Source organism: Pelobacter seleniigenes DSM 18267 (assembly GCF_000711225.1).
In the GTDB taxonomy this organism is placed as follows: Bacteria; Desulfobacterota; Desulfuromonadia; order Desulfuromonadales; family Geopsychrobacteraceae; genus Seleniibacterium; species Seleniibacterium seleniigenes.
The window spans coordinates 2,043,403-2,061,464 of sequence record NZ_JOMG01000002.1 but is presented as its reverse complement, the minus strand read 5'-3'; the positions used below and the strand labels follow the sequence as shown (position 1 = coordinate 2,061,464).

16 protein-coding genes are annotated in these 18,062 nt (G+C 55.9%); 6 read left to right on the top strand and 10 right to left on the bottom strand.

The window, feature by feature from the left end:
• Positions 1-286: 286 nt before the first annotated feature.
• The 5 genes from N909_RS0112205 to N909_RS0112185 all read right to left on the bottom strand — a co-directional run bounded on the left by N909_RS0112205 (position 287) and on the right by N909_RS0112185 (position 8,645).
• Complete coding sequence (locus tag N909_RS0112205; RefSeq protein ID WP_029915457.1) at positions 287-2,482, bottom strand: CRISPR-associated helicase/endonuclease Cas3; 2,196 nt, start codon at positions 2,480-2,482, stop codon at positions 287-289.
• A gap of 17 nt (positions 2,483-2,499) precedes the next feature.
• Entirely contained in the window at positions 2,500-2,949 is a 450-nt protein-coding gene (locus tag N909_RS0112200; protein ID WP_029915455.1) for a hypothetical protein, read from the bottom strand.
• A 256-nt stretch (positions 2,950-3,205) separates the two neighbouring features.
• Positions 3,206-4,147, bottom strand: coding sequence for a transposase (locus N909_RS0112195; protein ID WP_029915453.1), 942 nt, complete (start codon positions 4,145-4,147; stop codon positions 3,206-3,208).
• Positions 4,148-4,320: 173 nt separating this feature from the next.
• Positions 4,321-5,826, bottom strand: a complete 1,506-nt coding sequence (locus N909_RS0112190) for an Rne/Rng family ribonuclease (RefSeq protein WP_029915451.1) — start codon at positions 5,824-5,826, stop codon at positions 4,321-4,323.
• Between the two features lie 308 nt (positions 5,827-6,134).
• Positions 6,135-8,645, bottom strand: coding sequence for a TIGR03960 family B12-binding radical SAM protein (locus N909_RS0112185; RefSeq protein WP_245613601.1), 2,511 nt, complete (start codon positions 8,643-8,645; stop codon positions 6,135-6,137).
• 382 nt (positions 8,646-9,027) lie between these two features.
• Between N909_RS0112185 and N909_RS0112180 the strand changes: the two genes are divergently transcribed.
• Positions 9,028-9,717, top strand: coding sequence for a DUF6639 family protein (locus N909_RS0112180; RefSeq protein ID WP_029915440.1), 690 nt, complete (start codon positions 9,028-9,030; stop codon positions 9,715-9,717).
• 41 nt (positions 9,718-9,758) lie between these two features.
• Here the strand turns inward: N909_RS0112180 and N909_RS0112175 are convergent, their stop codons facing one another.
• Positions 9,759-10,055 (bottom strand): J domain-containing protein, encoded by a 297-nt coding sequence (locus N909_RS0112175; protein ID WP_029915438.1) that lies wholly within the window; start codon positions 10,053-10,055, stop codon positions 9,759-9,761.
• Between the two features lie 384 nt (positions 10,056-10,439).
• Between N909_RS0112175 and radA the strand changes: the two genes are divergently transcribed.
• The 3 genes from radA to dksA all read left to right on the top strand — a co-directional run bounded on the left by radA (position 10,440) and on the right by dksA (position 12,962).
• Positions 10,440-11,795 (top strand): DNA repair protein RadA, encoded by a 1,356-nt coding sequence (radA, locus tag N909_RS0112165; protein ID WP_029915434.1) that lies wholly within the window; start codon positions 10,440-10,442, stop codon positions 11,793-11,795.
• 244 nt (positions 11,796-12,039) lie between these two features.
• A complete protein-coding gene (locus N909_RS0112160) occupies positions 12,040-12,561 on the top strand; it encodes a hypothetical protein (protein WP_155005929.1) in 522 nt (173 codons plus the stop codon).
• A 44-nt stretch (positions 12,562-12,605) separates the two neighbouring features.
• On the top strand, positions 12,606-12,962 hold the full coding sequence (dksA, locus tag N909_RS0112155; RefSeq protein ID WP_029915430.1) for an RNA polymerase-binding protein DksA: 357 nt from the start codon (positions 12,606-12,608) through the stop codon (positions 12,960-12,962).
• Positions 12,963-13,001: 39 nt separating this feature from the next.
• On the opposite strand, the gene N909_RS0112150 is transcribed toward dksA, so the two are convergent.
• Positions 13,002-13,247, bottom strand: a complete 246-nt coding sequence (locus tag N909_RS0112150; protein ID WP_029915428.1) for a GSU3473 family protein — start codon at positions 13,245-13,247, stop codon at positions 13,002-13,004.
• 263 nt (positions 13,248-13,510) lie between these two features.
• Here N909_RS0112150 and N909_RS0112145 point away from each other — a divergent pair, with 263 nt between their 5' ends.
• Together N909_RS0112145 and N909_RS0112140 are read left to right on the top strand one after the other, a co-directional pair.
• Positions 13,511-13,732 carry a twin-arginine translocase TatA/TatE family subunit gene (locus tag N909_RS0112145; RefSeq protein WP_029915427.1) on the top strand — a complete coding sequence of 74 codons (222 nt, stop codon included), beginning with the start codon at positions 13,511-13,513 and terminating at the stop codon, positions 13,730-13,732.
• A gap of 473 nt (positions 13,733-14,205) precedes the next feature.
• The gene (locus tag N909_RS0112140; RefSeq protein WP_036683128.1) at positions 14,206-15,183 is read left to right on the top strand and encodes a thiamine biosynthesis protein; all 978 of its coding nucleotides are present in this window, start codon (positions 14,206-14,208) and stop codon (positions 15,181-15,183) included.
• 147 nt (positions 15,184-15,330) lie between these two features.
• Here N909_RS0112140 and groL read toward each other — a convergent pair whose 3' ends face one another.
• The 3 genes from groL to N909_RS25905 all read right to left on the bottom strand — a co-directional run bounded on the left by groL (position 15,331) and on the right by N909_RS25905 (position 17,692).
• Entirely contained in the window at positions 15,331-16,968 is a 1,638-nt protein-coding gene (gene groL, locus N909_RS0112135) for a chaperonin GroEL (protein ID WP_029915424.1), read from the bottom strand.
• Between the two features lie 121 nt (positions 16,969-17,089).
• Complete coding sequence (gene groES, locus N909_RS0112130) at positions 17,090-17,380, bottom strand: co-chaperone GroES (protein ID WP_029915422.1); 291 nt, start codon at positions 17,378-17,380, stop codon at positions 17,090-17,092.
• A 150-nt stretch (positions 17,381-17,530) separates the two neighbouring features.
• The gene (locus N909_RS25905) at positions 17,531-17,692 is read right to left on the bottom strand and encodes a hypothetical protein (protein WP_162179120.1); all 162 of its coding nucleotides are present in this window, start codon (positions 17,690-17,692) and stop codon (positions 17,531-17,533) included.
• Positions 17,693-18,062 lie beyond the last annotated feature (370 nt).

Sequence of the window (18,062 nt, the reverse complement as noted above, 5' to 3'; positions counted from 1 at the left end):
TTCGAGATTTGCGGGCCGTCATTCTGACGGCCCGCACCTTTTTGAGCTTACTCTACCTTATGTTTCAACCCACGCCCCTATGCAGAGCGACTAATGAAACGCACCTATGGAGGCTCCAATTCAACTTCTAAACCAAAAAGATCTTTACCAAACAGTGCCAGCCTTAGCCTAAAGGTCATTTTCCGTCGAAACTTCATTAAAACCTCCATTAGTTTCAATAAGGCTAATGGAGAGAAATGAATCCGTCAAGATTTTTTTAGTAGCTAGCTCTATCTTATGAATTGATTTATCCAATCATGTCTCCAGGATCCCAATATTCTCCCCGCTCAGCGCACAAGCCAACGTCATCACGATAAGCGGACAGGTTCCTCAACACCGGAAACTGTCCATCCACCATTTCCAATGCTCCCGCCGTATTCAACACAGCAAATTCATGATTGCGTACGGCAACGCTGTACCCTTGCAGTTTACGTAAAACGGCCCGAGGGAATTCGGTGTACCGCAGCTGCCGTACCAACTCCTCGGTCCCCGGTTCTATAGGAATGATCACGCCAACGGTTTCATCCCCAATAAAACGGAAAGACTCGGCAACTGTGTGAAAGGGGAAATAGAAATCTCTGGAGAGCTGAATCTGCTTCTGATTCGGGAAGGCCGACAAAATGCTTTTTTTGTCCAATTCCTGCACGTCGTAAAGCAGGGCAAAAAATCGCCGCATCACTTCCAAACCAATTGGATCGGCATCCGGCAAACTGCGCAACGCTTCTTCAGCACGGCTGGCACAACGTTTAACCCAAGGCATGCGCGCCGGTTGCTCCGGCTCATAAACATGGACCCGTCCAAGCCCTGCCATTCTTCCCTCACGGTTGCAACGACCCGCTGCCTGGGCGATGGAATCGAGTCCAGCCATGGCGCGATAGACGACGGGAAAATCAAGATCGACCCCGGCTTCGACCAGCGAAGTGGAAATAACTCGGCAGGACATGTTCTGTTTTAGACGCAATCGAATTGTGTCCAGTACTTGGCGACGATGCTCGGGATACATATTGGTGGAGAGATGAAAATTGCCTTCGCTTGGCGGCAACATCTCGAACAGTTTACGCGCCTGAGGCTTGGTAGACACAATACAGAGGACCTGCTCATCCGCTGCCAACCGTTCGGCCAATTCTCCGTTGGTCAGCTTACCGATAAACGTAACCTCGGTGCGGCGCAAGTCAGTATATAGCTGTTGCGGTCTCTCAATAACTTCATGGATTTTCGGCAGCCGATTACGCAGTGCGCTATCGTCCAGAGCGGGCTGGGTTGCCGTGCAGAGCACCAACGAACACCCGTAGCGCTCAACCAATTCACGCAAAGCCGCCAGACAGGGTTCCAGGTATTCGGTCGGAATCGCCTGCGCTTCGTCCAGCACGATGACACTGCCAGCAATATTGTGCAGTTTGCGACAACGGGACGGCTTGTTGCTGAATAACGATTCGAAAAACTGCACATTGGTTGTCACCACGACCGGTGCATCCCAATTTTCCGTCGCCAGCCCACGCCGCCGGTTGTAAACCGCCTCTTCCGGCTCGTCTTTTTCTTTGTAATTGCAGTGATGCTCCAAGACCGATTCGCGACCGAGAATATCCTGAAACACCCTGGCATTCTGCTCAATGATCGAGGTGAAGGGAATGGCATAGATCACCCGTTGCAACTTGTTGGCAACGGCGTGATCAAGGGCGAACGCCAGCGACGAAAGAGTTTTCCCTCCGCCAGTCGGCACGGTCAGAGAAAAAACCTGTGGGGCAAGCTCGGCCTTGGTCCGGCATTGCTGCAGGATGGCTTGGCGGAGCCGATTCACCGGTGTTGGTTCGGCCTTTTGCGTGAGCTTTTGCAGATGGAGGTTTAGCTTCTCCCGCAGATCGACTAGCTGCTGACAATCAAAAGAGGATCTTAGTGCAGCTTTTTCCGGCGTACAAAATGTTTCCGTATCCAAAAAGTCTGCATCGACCAGACAGGAAAAAATCATCCGCGTGAAAAATGCCATGCTGAATCCAGCCGTTTTTTCTTCCGGTTTTTCCAACGGCCAGCGCAACACATTCTGCAACTCAATCGACGGCAGCAACGATGCATCTTCGGGAACCTTGCCGTACTTCAGCCGCCAGTGCAGCTCTGTCTCCTGGGCACCGCCATCCGGCAATCCCCCGTGGTGGCCGGTGATCATATAGGAAAGCAGCGGCCCAAGTGGCCCACCATGCTCACGAGCCAACCGCGCACCAAAAGTCGTGTGATCGACCCGCTGGGAATTCCCTTCCAACCGGCGCTGAAAAGCAGCTGTTGCCTTGCCGACGTCATGCAGCAACCCGGCCAACTCCCCCCAGTCAGCAGCACCAAACACCGCGGCAAATCCTCTGGCTAATCCGGCGACTCCCTGAAGATGATCTTCCAGCGTCTGCCAGCCTGACTTATCAGGACTCTCCGTCGAATGTGCGTAATAGGTTTCCATCACCTTCCCTCCTCCCTCTAATCATCCCCCAACACCCCAAAAATCAACTCAACCCCAAACAGAGCCAGCACCAACCTGAGCACCCCGTTGATCTCCAACGGTGCAAAAACATCAGCGAAATACGCCCTGGCAGAGATCCCCGCAGAACGGTATCCATAACAGCGGCCAAGCAGGATGACCGGCAAAAAGCACAGATCGAACAGGGGAAGAAACAGCTTGAACGCCAGCAAAGCCAAAAAGGCCAGGGCATAGGCCAACCACCATCCGCACAGCCCACCCAATACAACCGCCAGAAAGAGAGAACCAGCCTGAAATAACCAGCCAATACAGATCACCACCACTCCAGCCACATAAACCGCAAAGTATTTGTTTCCGCAGCTTAAAACCTTGCCGATAACGTTGAGAAACCACTCTCGACAGCGTAGCAGTCGGCGGGTGATGGTCCGGAGTGTGTGTTTGTCAGACATGGTCCCTCCTGAGAACAGATTCTCTCAGAATCTATCCGTCCATTGCGTCAAAATAAGTCACACAACCAATGAAGAAATAACTAATCCGGCGCTTCAACCACAAAAAAACGCACATGGCTGCAAAATCCATGTGCGCAATCAGCTGTAAATTTCTTCTGTCTTCACCCACCCCTCCACAAGTCATCGGGTTCAAACACCGTAAACTGAAATCAGTATAAAGGGTTCTACCTCATCGGCAAGCTACCCTGCCGCAAGCTCAACGCTGCAGCCGGTTAAGCAGTTTTTGCAGCCGGTCGGCGACGGCCGGGTCGGTTTTGGCTTTGAGTTGCAGGCGCCGGACCGCGGAACTCAGGGAGGAGACGTCGCGGCCGAGACGGTCGCCCAGGGTGGTCAGGGTGGCGCAGCCGGTTTCCAGGTAGAGCCAGGCCCAGCAGGCCCGGGCATCGGCGCAGGCGCGATTTTTACCGGGCGCGGCCAGTTCCTGCTCGGTCAGGCGAAAGCGCTCCTGGATCAACCGGTCGACCCGCTCGGCACCGATTTTGGGACGGTATTTCTGTCGCGACAGCTTCATCACTCCGCGCACGAAATCCTCTTCGCCAAGGATGCGCGGATCATAGCTTCCGCCGGTGGAAAAATCGCTGGTCTCCGCCGGAGTCAGGCCTTCATTGACATAGGCGTGGAATTTCATCAGTGCGCGGATGCCGGTGTCTTCGATGCCGAGGAAGGTCCGTTCGCGGCTCAGCCAGGGGACGGTCTCGCGGCCACAATAGGCGCGATGGCTGCTCCAGGGGTAATGCATCGGATCTGCGGCGAGTCTTTCCCGGAGCGGATTGACGTGCAGATCGCGGACCAGGGGCAGCAGGTACTGTTCCGGATCAATGAGGATCGCTTTGTAGCGACCCTGAAAGAGATGGCCGATCTGGCCGTGCCAGTCGTTGAACCAGCGAGTGTAGCGGAACCCGAGCTGCTGCATGATGCGCGCCAGGGGCACTTCGTCGACTTCGACCACCAGCCGCAGCCGGTCCGCCAGCAGGCAGTAGGCATGGACCCGATGACCGAATTTTTCGATCCCTTCCTGAATCAGCAGCAGAAAACGGGTCCGGTCGATAGCGTCGGTAAACACCTGCTGGCGGGCGTTCCCCTGCAGGGTCACATGATAGACGGCTCCGGGGAAATGCAGTCGCGGTTTACGCGCCATAACGCCTCCTCAATGACAAGCCTGCCCCCAGGAGAAACGGACAGAACGGGTTAAATAAGGCATTTTTAAACGAAAAGTTGACTGAGGCAAGAAAATTCAGGAAAACGGAGGGGAGAACGCCCGGGAAGAAAACCGCGAGGGCGGTCCTTCTTCCCGGTGGGTTTGACAATAGCTCAGCCGACGGCGATTTCGTACTGCTCGATATGAAACCCGGGGCGCGGGTTGATGGTCACGGCCCGGCCGTAGGCCTGCTCAACCTCGTCCAGCCCGCCGCGTTCTTCGTCGATGAGCAGCCCGGCGATTTCCGGGTGGGCCAGCAAGGTGACCCGACCAGCCGGCAGATCGGCCATTTCGCGATGCAGTTCGCGGAGGATCTCGTAAATAACTGTGAGCTTGCCTTTGACGTAGCCTTTTCCCTCACAGTAGGGGCAGGGTTCGCAAAGGGTGCGGCCGATGCTTTCGCGCACCCGCTTGCGGGTCATTTCCACCAGGCCAAGCTCGGAAATCTTCAGGATATTGGTTTTGTTCTTGTCGCTTTTAAGGGCTTCTTCCAGGGCGGCATGGACTTTTTCCCGGTGGGCTTCCTTTTCCATATCGATGAAATCGATAATGATCAGCCCGCCGATATTGCGCAGCCGGAGCTGAAAGGCGATCTCCTTAACCGCTTCCAGGTTGGTCTTGAGAATCGTGTCTTCAAGGTTGTGCTTACCAACGTAGCGGCCGGTGTTGACGTCGATGGCGGTCAGGGCTTCGGTCTGTTCGATAATGATGGAACCGCCGCTTTTCAGCCAGACTTTGCGCCCCAGGGCGCGGGAGATCTCGACTTCGAGGCCGTAGGCGTCGAACACCGGTTCTTCCCCTTTATAGAGTTCGATACAGTAATTCAGCCGTGGCATGAAGGTGCGCAAGAAGCGCACGATCTTGTTGTATTCTTCGAAATCATCAACCACGATCTTGTGGACATCCTCGGTCAGGATATCGCGCAAAACCTTGCTGGTCACGTCGAGATCGGAATGGATCAGGCTGGGTGCTTTGACTTCATCGAGGCCGCGACTTAAATTCTCCCAGAGGCCGACCAGAAACTCCATATCGTGGCGCAGGTCCCCCTCGCTCTTGCCTTCGGACACCGTGCGCACGATAAAGCCGGTGCCGGGCTTGCGGATTCCTTCGACGATCAGCCGCAGCCGGTCCCGCTCTTCCTCGCTTTCGATCCGCCGCGAGATCCCGACATGATCGACGGTCGGCATGTAGACCAGATGCCGGCCGGGCAAGGAGATATGCGAGGTAATGCGCGCCCCTTTGGTGCCGATAGGCTCCTTGGAGATTTGCACCAGCAGCTCCTGCCCCTCCCGGAGCAGGTCCTCAATGGGCGGCAGATGGGGCAGTTCGGCCTCCTCGGCCTGGTCGTGGGGATGCTCTTCCCCCTCGATGGTGCGTTCGACCTGCTCCATCTCGTCGAACACATCGGCGACATAGAGGAAGGCGGCCTTTTCCAGACCGATATCGACAAAGGCCGCCTGCATGCCGGGCAGCACCCGAATCACCTTGCCTTTATAGATATTACCGACAATCCCCCGTTCCTTCTCCCGTTCAATATAAAGCTCCGCGATATGCCCCCCTTCGAGCAAGGCGACACGGGTCTCATGGGAGGTGGTACTGATGACCAGCTCCTTTGTCATATCCGACTCCTGTATTCTTAAATATATAAAAAGAAAATAAGCTATTCGATTCGAGCGCTGCAGGCGTCAGCCGACGGGCAACCCGCCGGGACGGTGTTTGTGCCGACCACCGCAAACCTGCTTGAAGGGCGAAGCATGCGCCCCGGCCTTGAGCGGGAGGCGGGCAAACCAGTGCGGACCCCTGCTCGGACAGACAACCTCCGGCAGGGCTCCCGACAGCCGTTGCACCGCAGGCCGTTTTGCGCAATCAATAATGTTGAACGCTTGTTTCAGACTGCTATTGTACTTTCCGCAATCTGATTTGCCAACTACTTGAGAATAATTCCTGTTTTCCGAACCCCGGAACGGCGGATCGTTTCGACATCCTGCTCGAACAACCAGGCGGCAATCTGCAGCGGGCTGCCTTTGCGCAGCTCTATGAGCAGGTTATCCTCAACCAGTTGCAGGTTCTGCACATCCGGTCGCAGGTCCAACTGTTCGACCTTCCCTTTTTTGAGCCGTGTTGCCGGAACTTCCGCAGCGGACAAAAACTCTGCGATCCGTCCCGCCAGGGTCGCCCTGACCGTTGCGGGCACCGGCACCAGATAACTGCTGCCCGCAATGGCCGCCGAGGGGGAGAGGGCCTTCCAGGCAATCTCTTCGGCCTGATGGATCGTAAAACCTTCCGGCAGCTGCCGGTTCAGCTCGCCCACCAGCTGTTCCAGGGGAACCGGGTAATGCAGTTCCAGATCGACCAGTTCAGCGTCACTGGCCACCCCCATGGGCAAGGCCTCCAGAAAGGAGATCTTGGGTGCGGGGTGAAATCCTTGCGAAAAGCGCACCGGAATCCCGGCCCGGCGGACCGCCCGGTGGAACATTTTCAGGTATTCCAGATGCGCAACCATCCGCGCCCGGCCCAGCTTGCTCAAAGTCAGCCTGACCCGGGTCAGTTGCTCCGCCGGCGCATTCGGTGGCGCTGCGGCCGGCTCCAGGTTCCGGGCTGCGGCCTGGCGCGGGTCGAGCAAGCGCATGCGCAGGGTTTCGAAATCACAGACTCCGCAGCTGTGGCAGGCGCCGTTACGGCAATCAACGGTGGCGGCTTCGGCAAGGGCTTTTTCCAGCTCCTGCCAGAAGAAGGCTTTGCTCACCCCGCAGTCGATATGGTCCCAAGGCAGAATCTCGTCGCGCTCCCTGGCGCGCAGATACCAGGCCGGCTCGATTCCGCAATCGCTAAAAGCCTGCTGCCAGCGCGCAAAATCGAAATGCTCTCGCCAGCCGTCAAACCGACAGCCGAGGGCCACGGCCCGGGCCAGGACAGCGCCAAGACGGCGGTCGCCGCGGGCGAACACCCCTTCCAGGAAAGACAGCTGGGCTTCATGATATTTGAAACGCAACTTGCTCTTGCGCAGACCGTCGCGCAGCAGCTGCTGCTTGCGCAGGGTCTCTTCGACACCGATCTGCGCCTGCCACTGGAAAGGCGTATGAGGCTTGGGCACGAAGGTCGAGACCGCGACATTGACGTCATTCCCGCCGGTCCCCTTGCCGCTCCTTTTCACCTGCCAGGCCAGGGAGATCAATGCTTCGAGATCGGCATCGGTCTCCGTCGGCAGGCCCATCATAAAATAGAGCTTGATCAGCCGCCAACCGAGCCGGTAGGCATTGCCGGTGGCGGTGAGCAGGTCCGCTTCGCTGATCCCCTTATTGATCACCCGGCGCAACCGTTCGCTGCCGGCTTCGGGCGCCAGGGTAAAGCCGGTCTTGCGCACCCGTTTGATCTCTTCCATCAGTTCCGGGGTCAGGGAACCGACCCGCAGGCTTGGCAGCGACACCGCGACCTGCTCGTCGGCATGCTCTGCCATCAGCTCTTTGAGCAGCGGCTCGATGCAACTGTAATCCCCGGTCGACAGGGACAACAAGGAAATTTCTTCAAACCCTGAATTGGCAAGGCTCTTTTTGATCAGGTCCTTGATGGTAGCGGGATCCCGCTCGCGGACCGGGCGGTAGATATAACCGGCCTGACAGAACCGGCAACCCCGGGTACAGCCGCGGGCGATCTCCATGGCGACCCGGTTATGCACCGTATCCATGAACGGCACGATGGGCCGGGTCGGAAAGGGAGCGCTGTCAAGGTCAGCCAGGAAACGCCGGCGGACCTGTTCATAACCCGGCCGCAGCGGCTGAATTTTGGCAACCCGCCCGTCGTCATGGTAAGCGACGTCAAAAAAAGCCGGAACGTAAAAGCCTTCATGCCCGGCCAGGGCGGCGAGCAGCTGTTCCCGGTCCCAGCCTTCGGCCTTGGCCTGCCGAACCAGCCGGACCAGTTCGACCACGGCTTCTTCACCATCGCCGATCAGGGCAACATCAAAAAAGTCAGCCAGCGGCTCAGGATTGTAGGCACAGGGTCCGCCGACCACCACCAGCGGCGCATCCGTGGCGCGCTGTTGCCGGGTCAGCGGCAGCCCGGCCAGATCGAGCATGGCCAGCAAATTGGTATAGCTGAGCTCGTACTGGAGGGTGAAGCCGATGATATCGAAGTCCGCCAAAGGGCGTACCGTTTCCAGGGTGCAGAGGGGCTGGCCATCGGCCCGCAAGCGTTCTTCCATGTCCGGCCAGGGTGCATAGACCCGCTCCGCCGCAACCCATTCAAGCTGGTTGAGGATGTTGTAAAGAATCGGGAAGCCGATATGGCTCATGCCGACTTCATAGACATCGGGAAAAGCCAGCGCGATCCGCACCTCGATGCCGGCGTCCGCTTTGACAATACTGCCCAGTTCCCCGCCCAGGTAGCGGCTGGGCCGACTGACCTGGGTCAATGCTGTGGATTGATATTTTTCTGACACCGCTTCAAATCCTTTTATCGCCAGTGATTTTTAGCAATCACGGTTTTATCATCTGAGCGTTCGCCCTGCCGGCAACAACTGGCAACCCGGTTCCCCCGCCGGTTCACGAGCGAATGCAAAACGTTTCCGCAAAAGGCGGTAAAGTACCACCCTTGCCCCGCCAAAACAAGCGCCATTGCGTCAAGGATACGGGCAGAAACAGGTTGCTGTCCAGCGTAGCCCCGGCTTTCCTCTCCAGATTTTTTAGCCCCAGGCACTTTCTCAATGTGCACATTGCTATGAACCCGGATTTTCATTTAGAATTGAGGCTGATTGTTCAGCAAACACAGCTTGCCATGGAATAAAACACTCAATTAAAAGGCGGGAGAAAGCAGATAAACCATTGCGGCAAAGATTCATCCTCCTTGCCGGCATCCTTCTTCTGTTCTGGCATGCCGAACTCCGGGCCGCCGATGGAGAACGCTGCCCCCAGCAGCCGCAGGTTGTCGTGCTGGTCGCGGACCCGGCAGTACGACGCGAAATCTGCTCCGCAGCAGACCAGGCCATCGCCTTCCTGGCCAAATTCGCCTTATCTCCGCAGCGGGATATTGTTCTTGAGATTACCAATCAACAGATCGACAGCCACGGCTATTCGGCCTTCGGCAGTTACGACAGTCGCAGCGACCGGATTCAGTTGATGTCCTATGCCGCCATCATGGCCTTAAGCGCAGCGCCGACCATGTATGGGGAACCCTTTGACCGGGTCCACTATGCCGGCGCCATTGCCCATGAGACAACCCATGCCGTGGTTCAGCACAACCTGGCGGTCAAATTGATCGGCACCTCGGCCCAGGAATATCTGGCCCACGCCACCCAACTGGCGGTCCTCCCCACCCAACGTCGGCAGGCCATCATCGCCGAGCTGGGAGTCGGCGCCTGGGAATCGGGCGATCTGATCAGCGATGCTTACATGGCCATGGAGCCGGGCAAATTTGCCGTCAAGTCCTACCTGCACCTGTTATCGTTAAAAGATCCGCAGCCGTTTATCCAGATTCTCCTGAACAGTAAATGGTTTTACGTTTCGGTCCCGTAAACGGGGTTGAAAGGTTATGGAATGGGCCTTGCAAAAGCGGGTCAATGCCCTTTGCCCAGCCACAGGTCAGCGTCATAAAATTGCTCGCGGAGGCGTTCTTCCGGATATTGCTCCCAGAACCGCTCCTTGGAAAAATCGAATTTGTAACGCTGAACATAGGCCATGATCACTTTATAAGCGGCATTGATGCGGCGGATTTTTTCTTCATCGGCACTGGCTCCCCGGTCGGGATGATAGCGCATGACCAGTTCGCGGTGGCGCAGGCGGATCTCCTGCAGGGTCGCCTGTTCGGAGAGATCGAATTCAGCCAGGGCGGCTTGTAACTCAGCATAGGTCATGGGCTCTCCCTTTGATTGTCTGATCCGCTTCCGGCAGCCGCTTGCCAACAGCCTGCCGGGCATTGCTCAAAATATACCAGAGCCACCCCGCCCTGAACAGAGCCGCACCCGTTCCTGGAGCTGAGTCCTGCTTTAAAATTGACAGGTTATCGCCATTCGGCATAGGATGCGGCATTTTCTAAATAGTTGCCATCCGGAAACTCCGGTGGGGTAGTGTAATGTTTCTGATCTGGAAACCAGAAATTTTTCGTTGTGGCAAGGAAATCAAAGGGTTGCGCGGAGGCGTAGTCCCTTACGCCGCATAAGAAAACCCGCAGATTGACACCGCCACAGCGGAAAAGGGCCGGTTCCGGATGAAAACTAAATAGCGCCAGAGGAGACCCCGTGGCCCGCCAGAAAACCATTTACACTTGCCAGCAATGCGGCTTTCAAAGCCCCAAATGGATGGGGCGCTGCCCGGACTGCCAGCAGTGGAACAGCCTGGTCGAAGAACATCCGCTGCCGACGTCCAGCAACAGCCGCAGCCTGGCCGAACCGGGCAAGCCGCTGAAGCTCTCCGAAGTCAGCGGCCGCGAGGAAGACCGGCTCAGTTCCGGGCTGGCCGAGTTCGACCGAACCCTGGGCGGCGGCGTGGTGCCCGGCTCGCTGATCCTGGTCGGGGGAGACCCCGGCATCGGCAAGTCCACCCTGCTGTTGCAGGCGTTTGCGCAACTCGCCCAGAATGGGACCGCCCTCTATGTCACCGCAGAAGAATCGGCCCGCCAGGTTAAATTGCGCGCCGAACGTCTGGGGGTCAAAGCCGACAATCTCTACCTGCTGGCCGAAACATCCCTGGCCCAGATCAAGCAGCGCATCAAGGAGCTGCAGCCGGCGTTCCTGGTCATCGATTCCATTCAGACAATTTTTTGCGACAGTCTCGATTCGGCCCCAGGCAGCGTCAGTCAGGTCCGGGAGTGTACCGGCCAGCTGATGATCCAGGCCAAGGGCGACGGCTTGCCGACCTTCCTGGTCGGCCATGTCACCAAGGACGGCTCCATCGCCGGACCACGGGTCCTCGAACACATGGTTGACACCGTCCTCTATTTTGAAGGCAGCGGCGGGCATCCTTACCGGATTCTGCGGGCCGTGAAAAACCGCTTCGGCTCAACCAATGAAATCGGCGTGTTTGAAATGCAGGAGCAGGGCTTGCGCGAGGTTGGCAATCCATCGGAGCTGTTCCTGGCCGAGCGTCCCGAACATACTGCCGGCAGCGCGGTTGTCGCGGCCCTGGAGGGGAGCCGGCCGATTCTGGTCGAGCTGCAGGCGCTGGTTTCGGGCAGCTCCTTCGGCACCCCCCAGCGCACCGCCATCGGCATTGACCATAAACGGGTGGCGCTGCTGGTCGCGATCCTCGAAAAGAAGGTGGAGTTGTCCCTGGCCGGGCAGGATATCTTTCTCAATGTCGCCGGCGGGGTCAGGCTGGATGAACCGGCCGTCGATCTGGCGGCCATCGCCGCATTGGCCTCAAGTCATCTGAACCGGGTTATCAACCCCCATATGGTGATGTTCGGCGAAGTCGGCCTGACCGGCGAAGTCAGGGCGGTTTCTCAGCCCGAGCTGAGGGTCAAGGAAGCGGCGCGACTCGGCTTTACCCACTGCATTCTTCCCCAGGGCAATCTGAAGAATATTGACATTCCGAAATCGATTGAGTTGATCGGGGTCAGCCACGCCAGCCAGGCCCTGGAGCATATTTTTATGTAGCAGGCATGGTGAAGAAAGGCGCTTTTCCCCACCTGGACAGAACAATCCGTAAGAAAACCGCCTTTAATTTTAATTTCCCGGTCATGGGCTCCGCAGGCTGTTTTGAGACCACCCGCGAGAAATGCGCATCCGGGAGTTGGCAAAATCCCCGAGACCTGATAAATTCACTTGCTATAAGAAATTCTAACGGGTGAAAACCTGCGGAAAGGATGCCTCGCTGTTTTGCGCAGCCGGCAATAAATGCATGGAATCAATCAGTTTCAGAATTCGGAAAACCTTTCTGATCCCGTTGGGGCTGGTGGTGCTGTTGAGTTTCGTCCTGCTTGGCAGTGCCTGGTACTTACGGCTCCCGACGGCAAAAATGGTTATTCTGGCTGCTTTTCTGCTTCCGGCCTGTATTATTTTTGCCGAAAGTTTGCGGCGCACCATCATCCTGGGGCAGGAATCGATCCAGGTCAAAAAACTTTTGCGCTGCAAGACGCTGAACTTTGCGGAGTTGACCTCCGTTGATATAATCCAGGTTCGTAAACGTGCTTTTTTGAGCCTGAGCAGCGAAAACGACTTTCTCATTATTTCCAACAGCTATGAAAATTTCGGCACCCTTCTGCAACAACTACTGAAGGTGCTTCCGGAAACGGTTATTAGTGCTGAAACCAGACGTCTGGCGGAGAATCCGCCGCAAAAAGGCAGTGATATTTTTTCAGCCTGGCTTGCAGTTGCAGTTCTGGCTTTGATCATCTACGTTCAACTCAGGGATCTTTTTTGACTCTGTAAAGGCTGACAAACTTCAGGCCTGGAAGGATAGGAGCTATGGATAAAAAGACGTTAGCTGAATTCAAGGATTTATTGATGGGCCAATTAGCGTCCCTGCGCCAGGAAGCGGGCCGGACCGTTTCAGAGATGACCGAGGAAAATGCCAATTTTCCCGATCCGACCGATCGGGCATCCCTCGAGTCGGACCGTAACTTTGAACTGCGCATCAGAGACCGCGAGCGCAAACTGATCAATAAAATTCGCCAGGCGCTGGATCGGATCGAAGATGGGACCTTTGGCCTCTGTGAGAGCTGCGAAGAAGAGATCGGTGCGGATCGGCTGAGAGCGCGGCCGGTCACCACCCTGTGTATCGATTGCAAAACCGAGCAGGAACGCCAGGAAAAAATCGGTTGACCGGAATGCAACAGAGCTAAGTCGCGCTCAGCTCGAGTTTCAGGCATCACTGCCAGCGCGGCCATTTTTCATCGGCCAGGGAGCCCTTCTTTCCTGGCCGTGGTAAGATCCGGCATTTCGATAATCTCGCAACCGGGCATTCTTACGAACAATTTCGACCCATCCTTCCGCCCGCTTGAAGCGCATGATCTTCTCGGTCGCAATCAGAACGTCAAGAACATCGTTGCTGACTTTGCCGGCGGTGCCATCCAGATACACGACTTCGATTCTGTTATCTTGCAACATAAGCCCCCTGTTGGTCAGCAATACCCCCTCGTTTCACAATCGGGAAAGTCTCCGATCATTAATTTTTACTTTAGCAGACTGGCCATACGGAGAAAAGAGCTGCTCCACGTGCCCGGACAATCAGCAAAGACAATGAACTTTGATTGTTTTTTCCCTCCATCCGGTGTATCTTTGTCAGCCTTACGAGAAGATTCGGGACCGTTGGTGAAAGGTTCCGCACCAAGATTGAAGACTAAAGCCACACAGGTTTTGAGGAGGATTTTATGTTTGGGTTGGGAACACAGGAATTACTGATCATTCTGGTTCTGGTCATGATCATTTTCGGGGCAGGCAAACTTCCCCAGGTCGGCGGCGCACTGGGTAAAGGCTTGCGCAATTTCAAAAAAGGCATGAACGACAACGATGAAGAGATTGAAGAGGGCGAAATCACCAAGCTCTCTGACAACAGCAAAGACAATTCGGACAACAATAAGGGCAAGTCCTGAACGATCCTGCAGTTAAAAACAGAATCAACTGATCCCGGGCCGCTTCGACAGACACGGCGAGGTGCATCACCCGGGCGATGAATCATGGCAGGCAGGTGGCCCTTTCGCTATTGCAGCGGCCCCGGCCTGCTCATCATCAGCGTTAGCAATCTGCCAGCGGCATTGAAAAGGCCTGTTGCAAATCCCTACCGCACCACTTCCAGGCTGTTGAAAAAGTCCATCCACGGGCTCCGCAGGCTGTTCTTCAACACCTGCTACTACCCCTTGGAAAATGTCACAGGATAAGCCGCCTTTCCCGGTCAGGCAGTTGGACCGATCCCCTCATAGCTGACATCGAACGGCCCAAATGCCTCTGCTGCTGGGATTCAATCCCCCTTCCCGCCTACCACTTCTGCGATTGAACAGAGCGTCTGGCCTGTGCTAGATTGCCGTGATAGTCGCACAAAACGATAATGTTTTTTGGGAGAACAAAGATGAGCAAAGCACTAGGATTAATGTCCGGCGGCCTGGACAGCACTCTCGCCGCAATGACTTTGATGCGGCAAGGGGTCGAGGTCACGGGCATTTCTTTCGTCACCCCGTTTTTCAATGCCGAAAAAGCCCGCCAGGCCGCACAGCTGATCGGCTTCGAACTGATTATCGAAGATATCAGCGATATTCACCTGCACATGGTCAAAACGCCTCGCTACGGCTACGGCAGGAACATGAACCCTTGTATCGACTGCCATGCCCTGATGTTCCGCCTGGCTGGCGAACGGATGCAGCAGGGCGGCTACGACTTTCTCTTTTCCGGAGAAGTACTCGGGCAACGGCCCATGAGTCAAAACGCCAATGCCCTGCGCTCGGTGGCTAACCTCTCCAGCTATGCGGAACGGGTCCTGCGCCCATTGAGCGCCAAACTACTCCCGGAAACCCCAATGGAACGGGAAGGACTGGTCGACCGGGAGCAACTGCTGGATATCCAGGGCCGGTCGCGCAAGCGACAGCAGGCACTGGCTAAAGAATGGGGATATCACAATTACCCGCCTTCGGCCGGCGGCTGCCTGCTGACTGAAGAGGGTTTTTCCAACCAGCTGCGCGACCTGCTTGAACATGATCCCACGGCAACGGTTAATGATGTCGAGCTGCTCAAAGCCGGCCGCCAGTTTCGGCTGACGGAAACGGTCAAGCTGATTCTGGGGCGTAATCAAGCAGACAATGACCGCCTGCAGGCGTTGGCCAAACCTGAGCACAGCAAACTGCGCTGCAAAGATTTCAGCGGCCCCCTCGGCCTGGTCAGCGGTCCGGCGGACAGTGCCGCACTGAGTACGGCGGCGGCCATTGTGGCCTCTTACGGAAAAGGCAAAGAGGAAAACAGTGTTGCCGTCCTCTGCCTGACGGACGCCGGCGAAGAGGTCCTGCTGGTCAAGCCGCTACCGCGAGAACAGTCTCAATTATATATTCTCTGTTAATCAATCCGGCCCCCGATAGGGACAGCGCCGCAACGATCCCAATAGCCTCCGGGACACAACTCTACGTCAAATTTAGTTGATCGTATAAAAAAAGCCCTGTCGGAATTCTCCGACAGGGCTTCGAGGTTCAGGCGTTGACCGGCTGAATTACATCATGCCGCCCATGCCGCCCATGCCACCCATGCCGCCAGGCATTGCCGGTGCAGCATGTTCTTCCGGCTTGTCAGCGATCATGGCTTCGGTGGTCAGCATCAGACCGGCAACCGAAGCAGCGTTTTGCAGGGCACTGCGGGTCACTTTGGTCGGATCAATGATCCCGGCTTTGAGCATGTCGCAGTATTCGTCAGATGCAGCGTTAAAGCCGAAAGCTTTTTCACCATTGAGCACCTTGTCGGCAACGATAGCGCCTTCAACGCCAGCGTTCTTGGCAATCTGCCGCAGCGGTGCTTCGAGGGCACGCAGCACCAGTTGGACACCGAATTGCTGCTCGCCTGGGAGGTCAAGCTTTTTGACTGCCGGCAGGCAGCGGATCAGGGCAACACCGCCACCAGGGACGATGCCTTCTTCCACTGCGGCGCGAGTTGCGTGCAGGGCATCTTCAACCCGAGCTTTTTTCTCTTTCATTTCAGTTTCAGTTGCAGCACCGACTTTAACCACGGCAACGCCGCCGACCAGTTTAGCAAGACGCTCTTGCAGTTTTTCACGGTCGTAATCGCTGCTGGTTTCTTCGATCTGGCCACGAATCACTTTAACGCGGCCTTCGATGGCAACTTCGTCACCGGCACCGTCGATAATGGTGGTGTTTTCTTTGTCAACGACAACACGCTTTGCAGTTCCGAGCATATCGATGGTTGCGTTCTCCAGTTTGAAGCCGACTTCTTCCGAAATCACCTGGCCGCCGGTGAGAACAGCGATATCTTCGAGCATTGCTTTGCGACGATCGCCGAAGCCGGGAGCTTTAACGGCGCAGACGTTGATGGTCCCACGCAGTTTGTTAACAACCAGGGTTGCCAGCGCTTCGCCATCGACATCTTCGGAGATGATCAGCAACGGACGGCCCTGCTTGGCGACCGGCTCAAGCACGGGCAGCAGGTCTTTCATGGTGCTGATTTTCTTGTCGTAGATAAGAATCAACGGATCGTCAAGAGCACATTCCATCCGCTCTGCATCGGACACGAAGTAGGGTGACAGATAACCGCGGTCAAACTGCATCCCTTCAACGGTTTCAAGAGAGGTTTCCATCGATTTGGCTTCTTCGACGGTGATAACCCCTTCTTTGCCGACTTTTTCCATTGCTTCGGCAATAATGTTACCGATGGTTTCGTCGCTGTTGGCGGAGATGGTGCCAACCTGGGCGATCTCTTTGTGGTCCTGGACAGGATTAGACAAACCCTGCAGGGCCTCAACCGCAGCAACCACAGCTTTGTCGATCCCGCGCTTGATTTCCATCGGGCTGTGGCCGGCGGTGACCAGTTTAACGCCTTCCTGATAAATGGCTTGGGCCAGCACAGTTGCCGTGGTGGTGCCGTCACCGGCGACGTCAGACGTTTTGGAAGCAACTTCTTTAACCAGTTGGGCACCCATGTTTTCGAACTTGTCTTCCAGTTCGATTTCTTTGGCGACAGTGACGCCGTCCTTGGTGATCAGGGGCGCACCGAACGATTTTTCAATAACAACATTCCGGCCCTTGGGACCCAGGGTCACTTTGACCGCATCCGCGAGGGTGTTGACGCCGTCAAGAATCTTGGCGCGTGCATCTTGGGAAAATAAAATCTCTTTTGCCATGGTATTTAAATCCTCCGTTTTCTTATGACGGTTCTGATTCGGTTAAATATCTGTCTGATCTTTTTTTGATTTGAGTCAGGCCGCCAGCGCTGCGGCAGCCCCAATCGACAGAAATTGATATTTATTCTACGATTCCGAGAATATCGTCTTCACGCATGATCAGATATTCTTTGCCGTCGATCTTGATTTCGCTGCCGGCGTATTTGCCGAACAGAACGCGGTCACCCTCTTTGACATCCAGGGGCAGAACCTTACCTTCAGCAGTGACTTTGCCTTTTCCTGCGGCGATCACTTTACCTTCCTGGGGCTTTTCTTTGGAGACGGTGTCGGGAATAATGATACCACCTGCGGTTTTGGTCTCTTCTTCAACACGCTCCACGATAATACGATCTTGCAACGGTCTGATGTTCATCCTGAATTTCTCCTTTCACTTACATTAATGTGGCCAATGGCCGCTATAGTTTTCAATCGAACGACAAGCGCCCAGGCGAAGCTGCCTGAGGCTGACATCGCTACGAGCCGGTTGTCTCAACCCGTTGTTAGCACTCGAATGGCTTGAGTGCTAACAACGGGTAATAATAATAGCCACGCCAATATTGTCAAGCGATTTTTTATCTGCCAACAAATCGATCGCACAAAAAGAAAAGCTCCCCGCCGGGCCGGCATTTTCATTCCCCGGACCGACGCTTTGGGAGCACTCCAAAACCGCGCCAAATAAAGACAATCCGCTGCTCCGGGCAGCATTGCCACCTGCCTGCATATTTGTGATGTCCAACCTGTTGTTTGGGGGACGTCTCCGAATGGCGCTCGTTTAAGAGGAGGTGGCAGCAAAACCGGGACTGTCCCCGCACGGGGGCTGTCCCAGGTCTTTGCGGTGCGAACCGCTACAATTTCATGGCTCGCAAACTCTTGGGACAGCCCCCGATGACCCCGGGGACAGTCCTGAGTTTACTGCAAAGTTGCTTAAACGAGCGCCATTCGGATCGGCCAGTCAAGCAGGCGGGAGCTATTTCAAGTAAGGCTTAAGAAAAGGACCCCCGCCTTGCTGCACCGAATCGCCCGACCCAGGCTCGCCCAAGGATCCCCACCGCCCG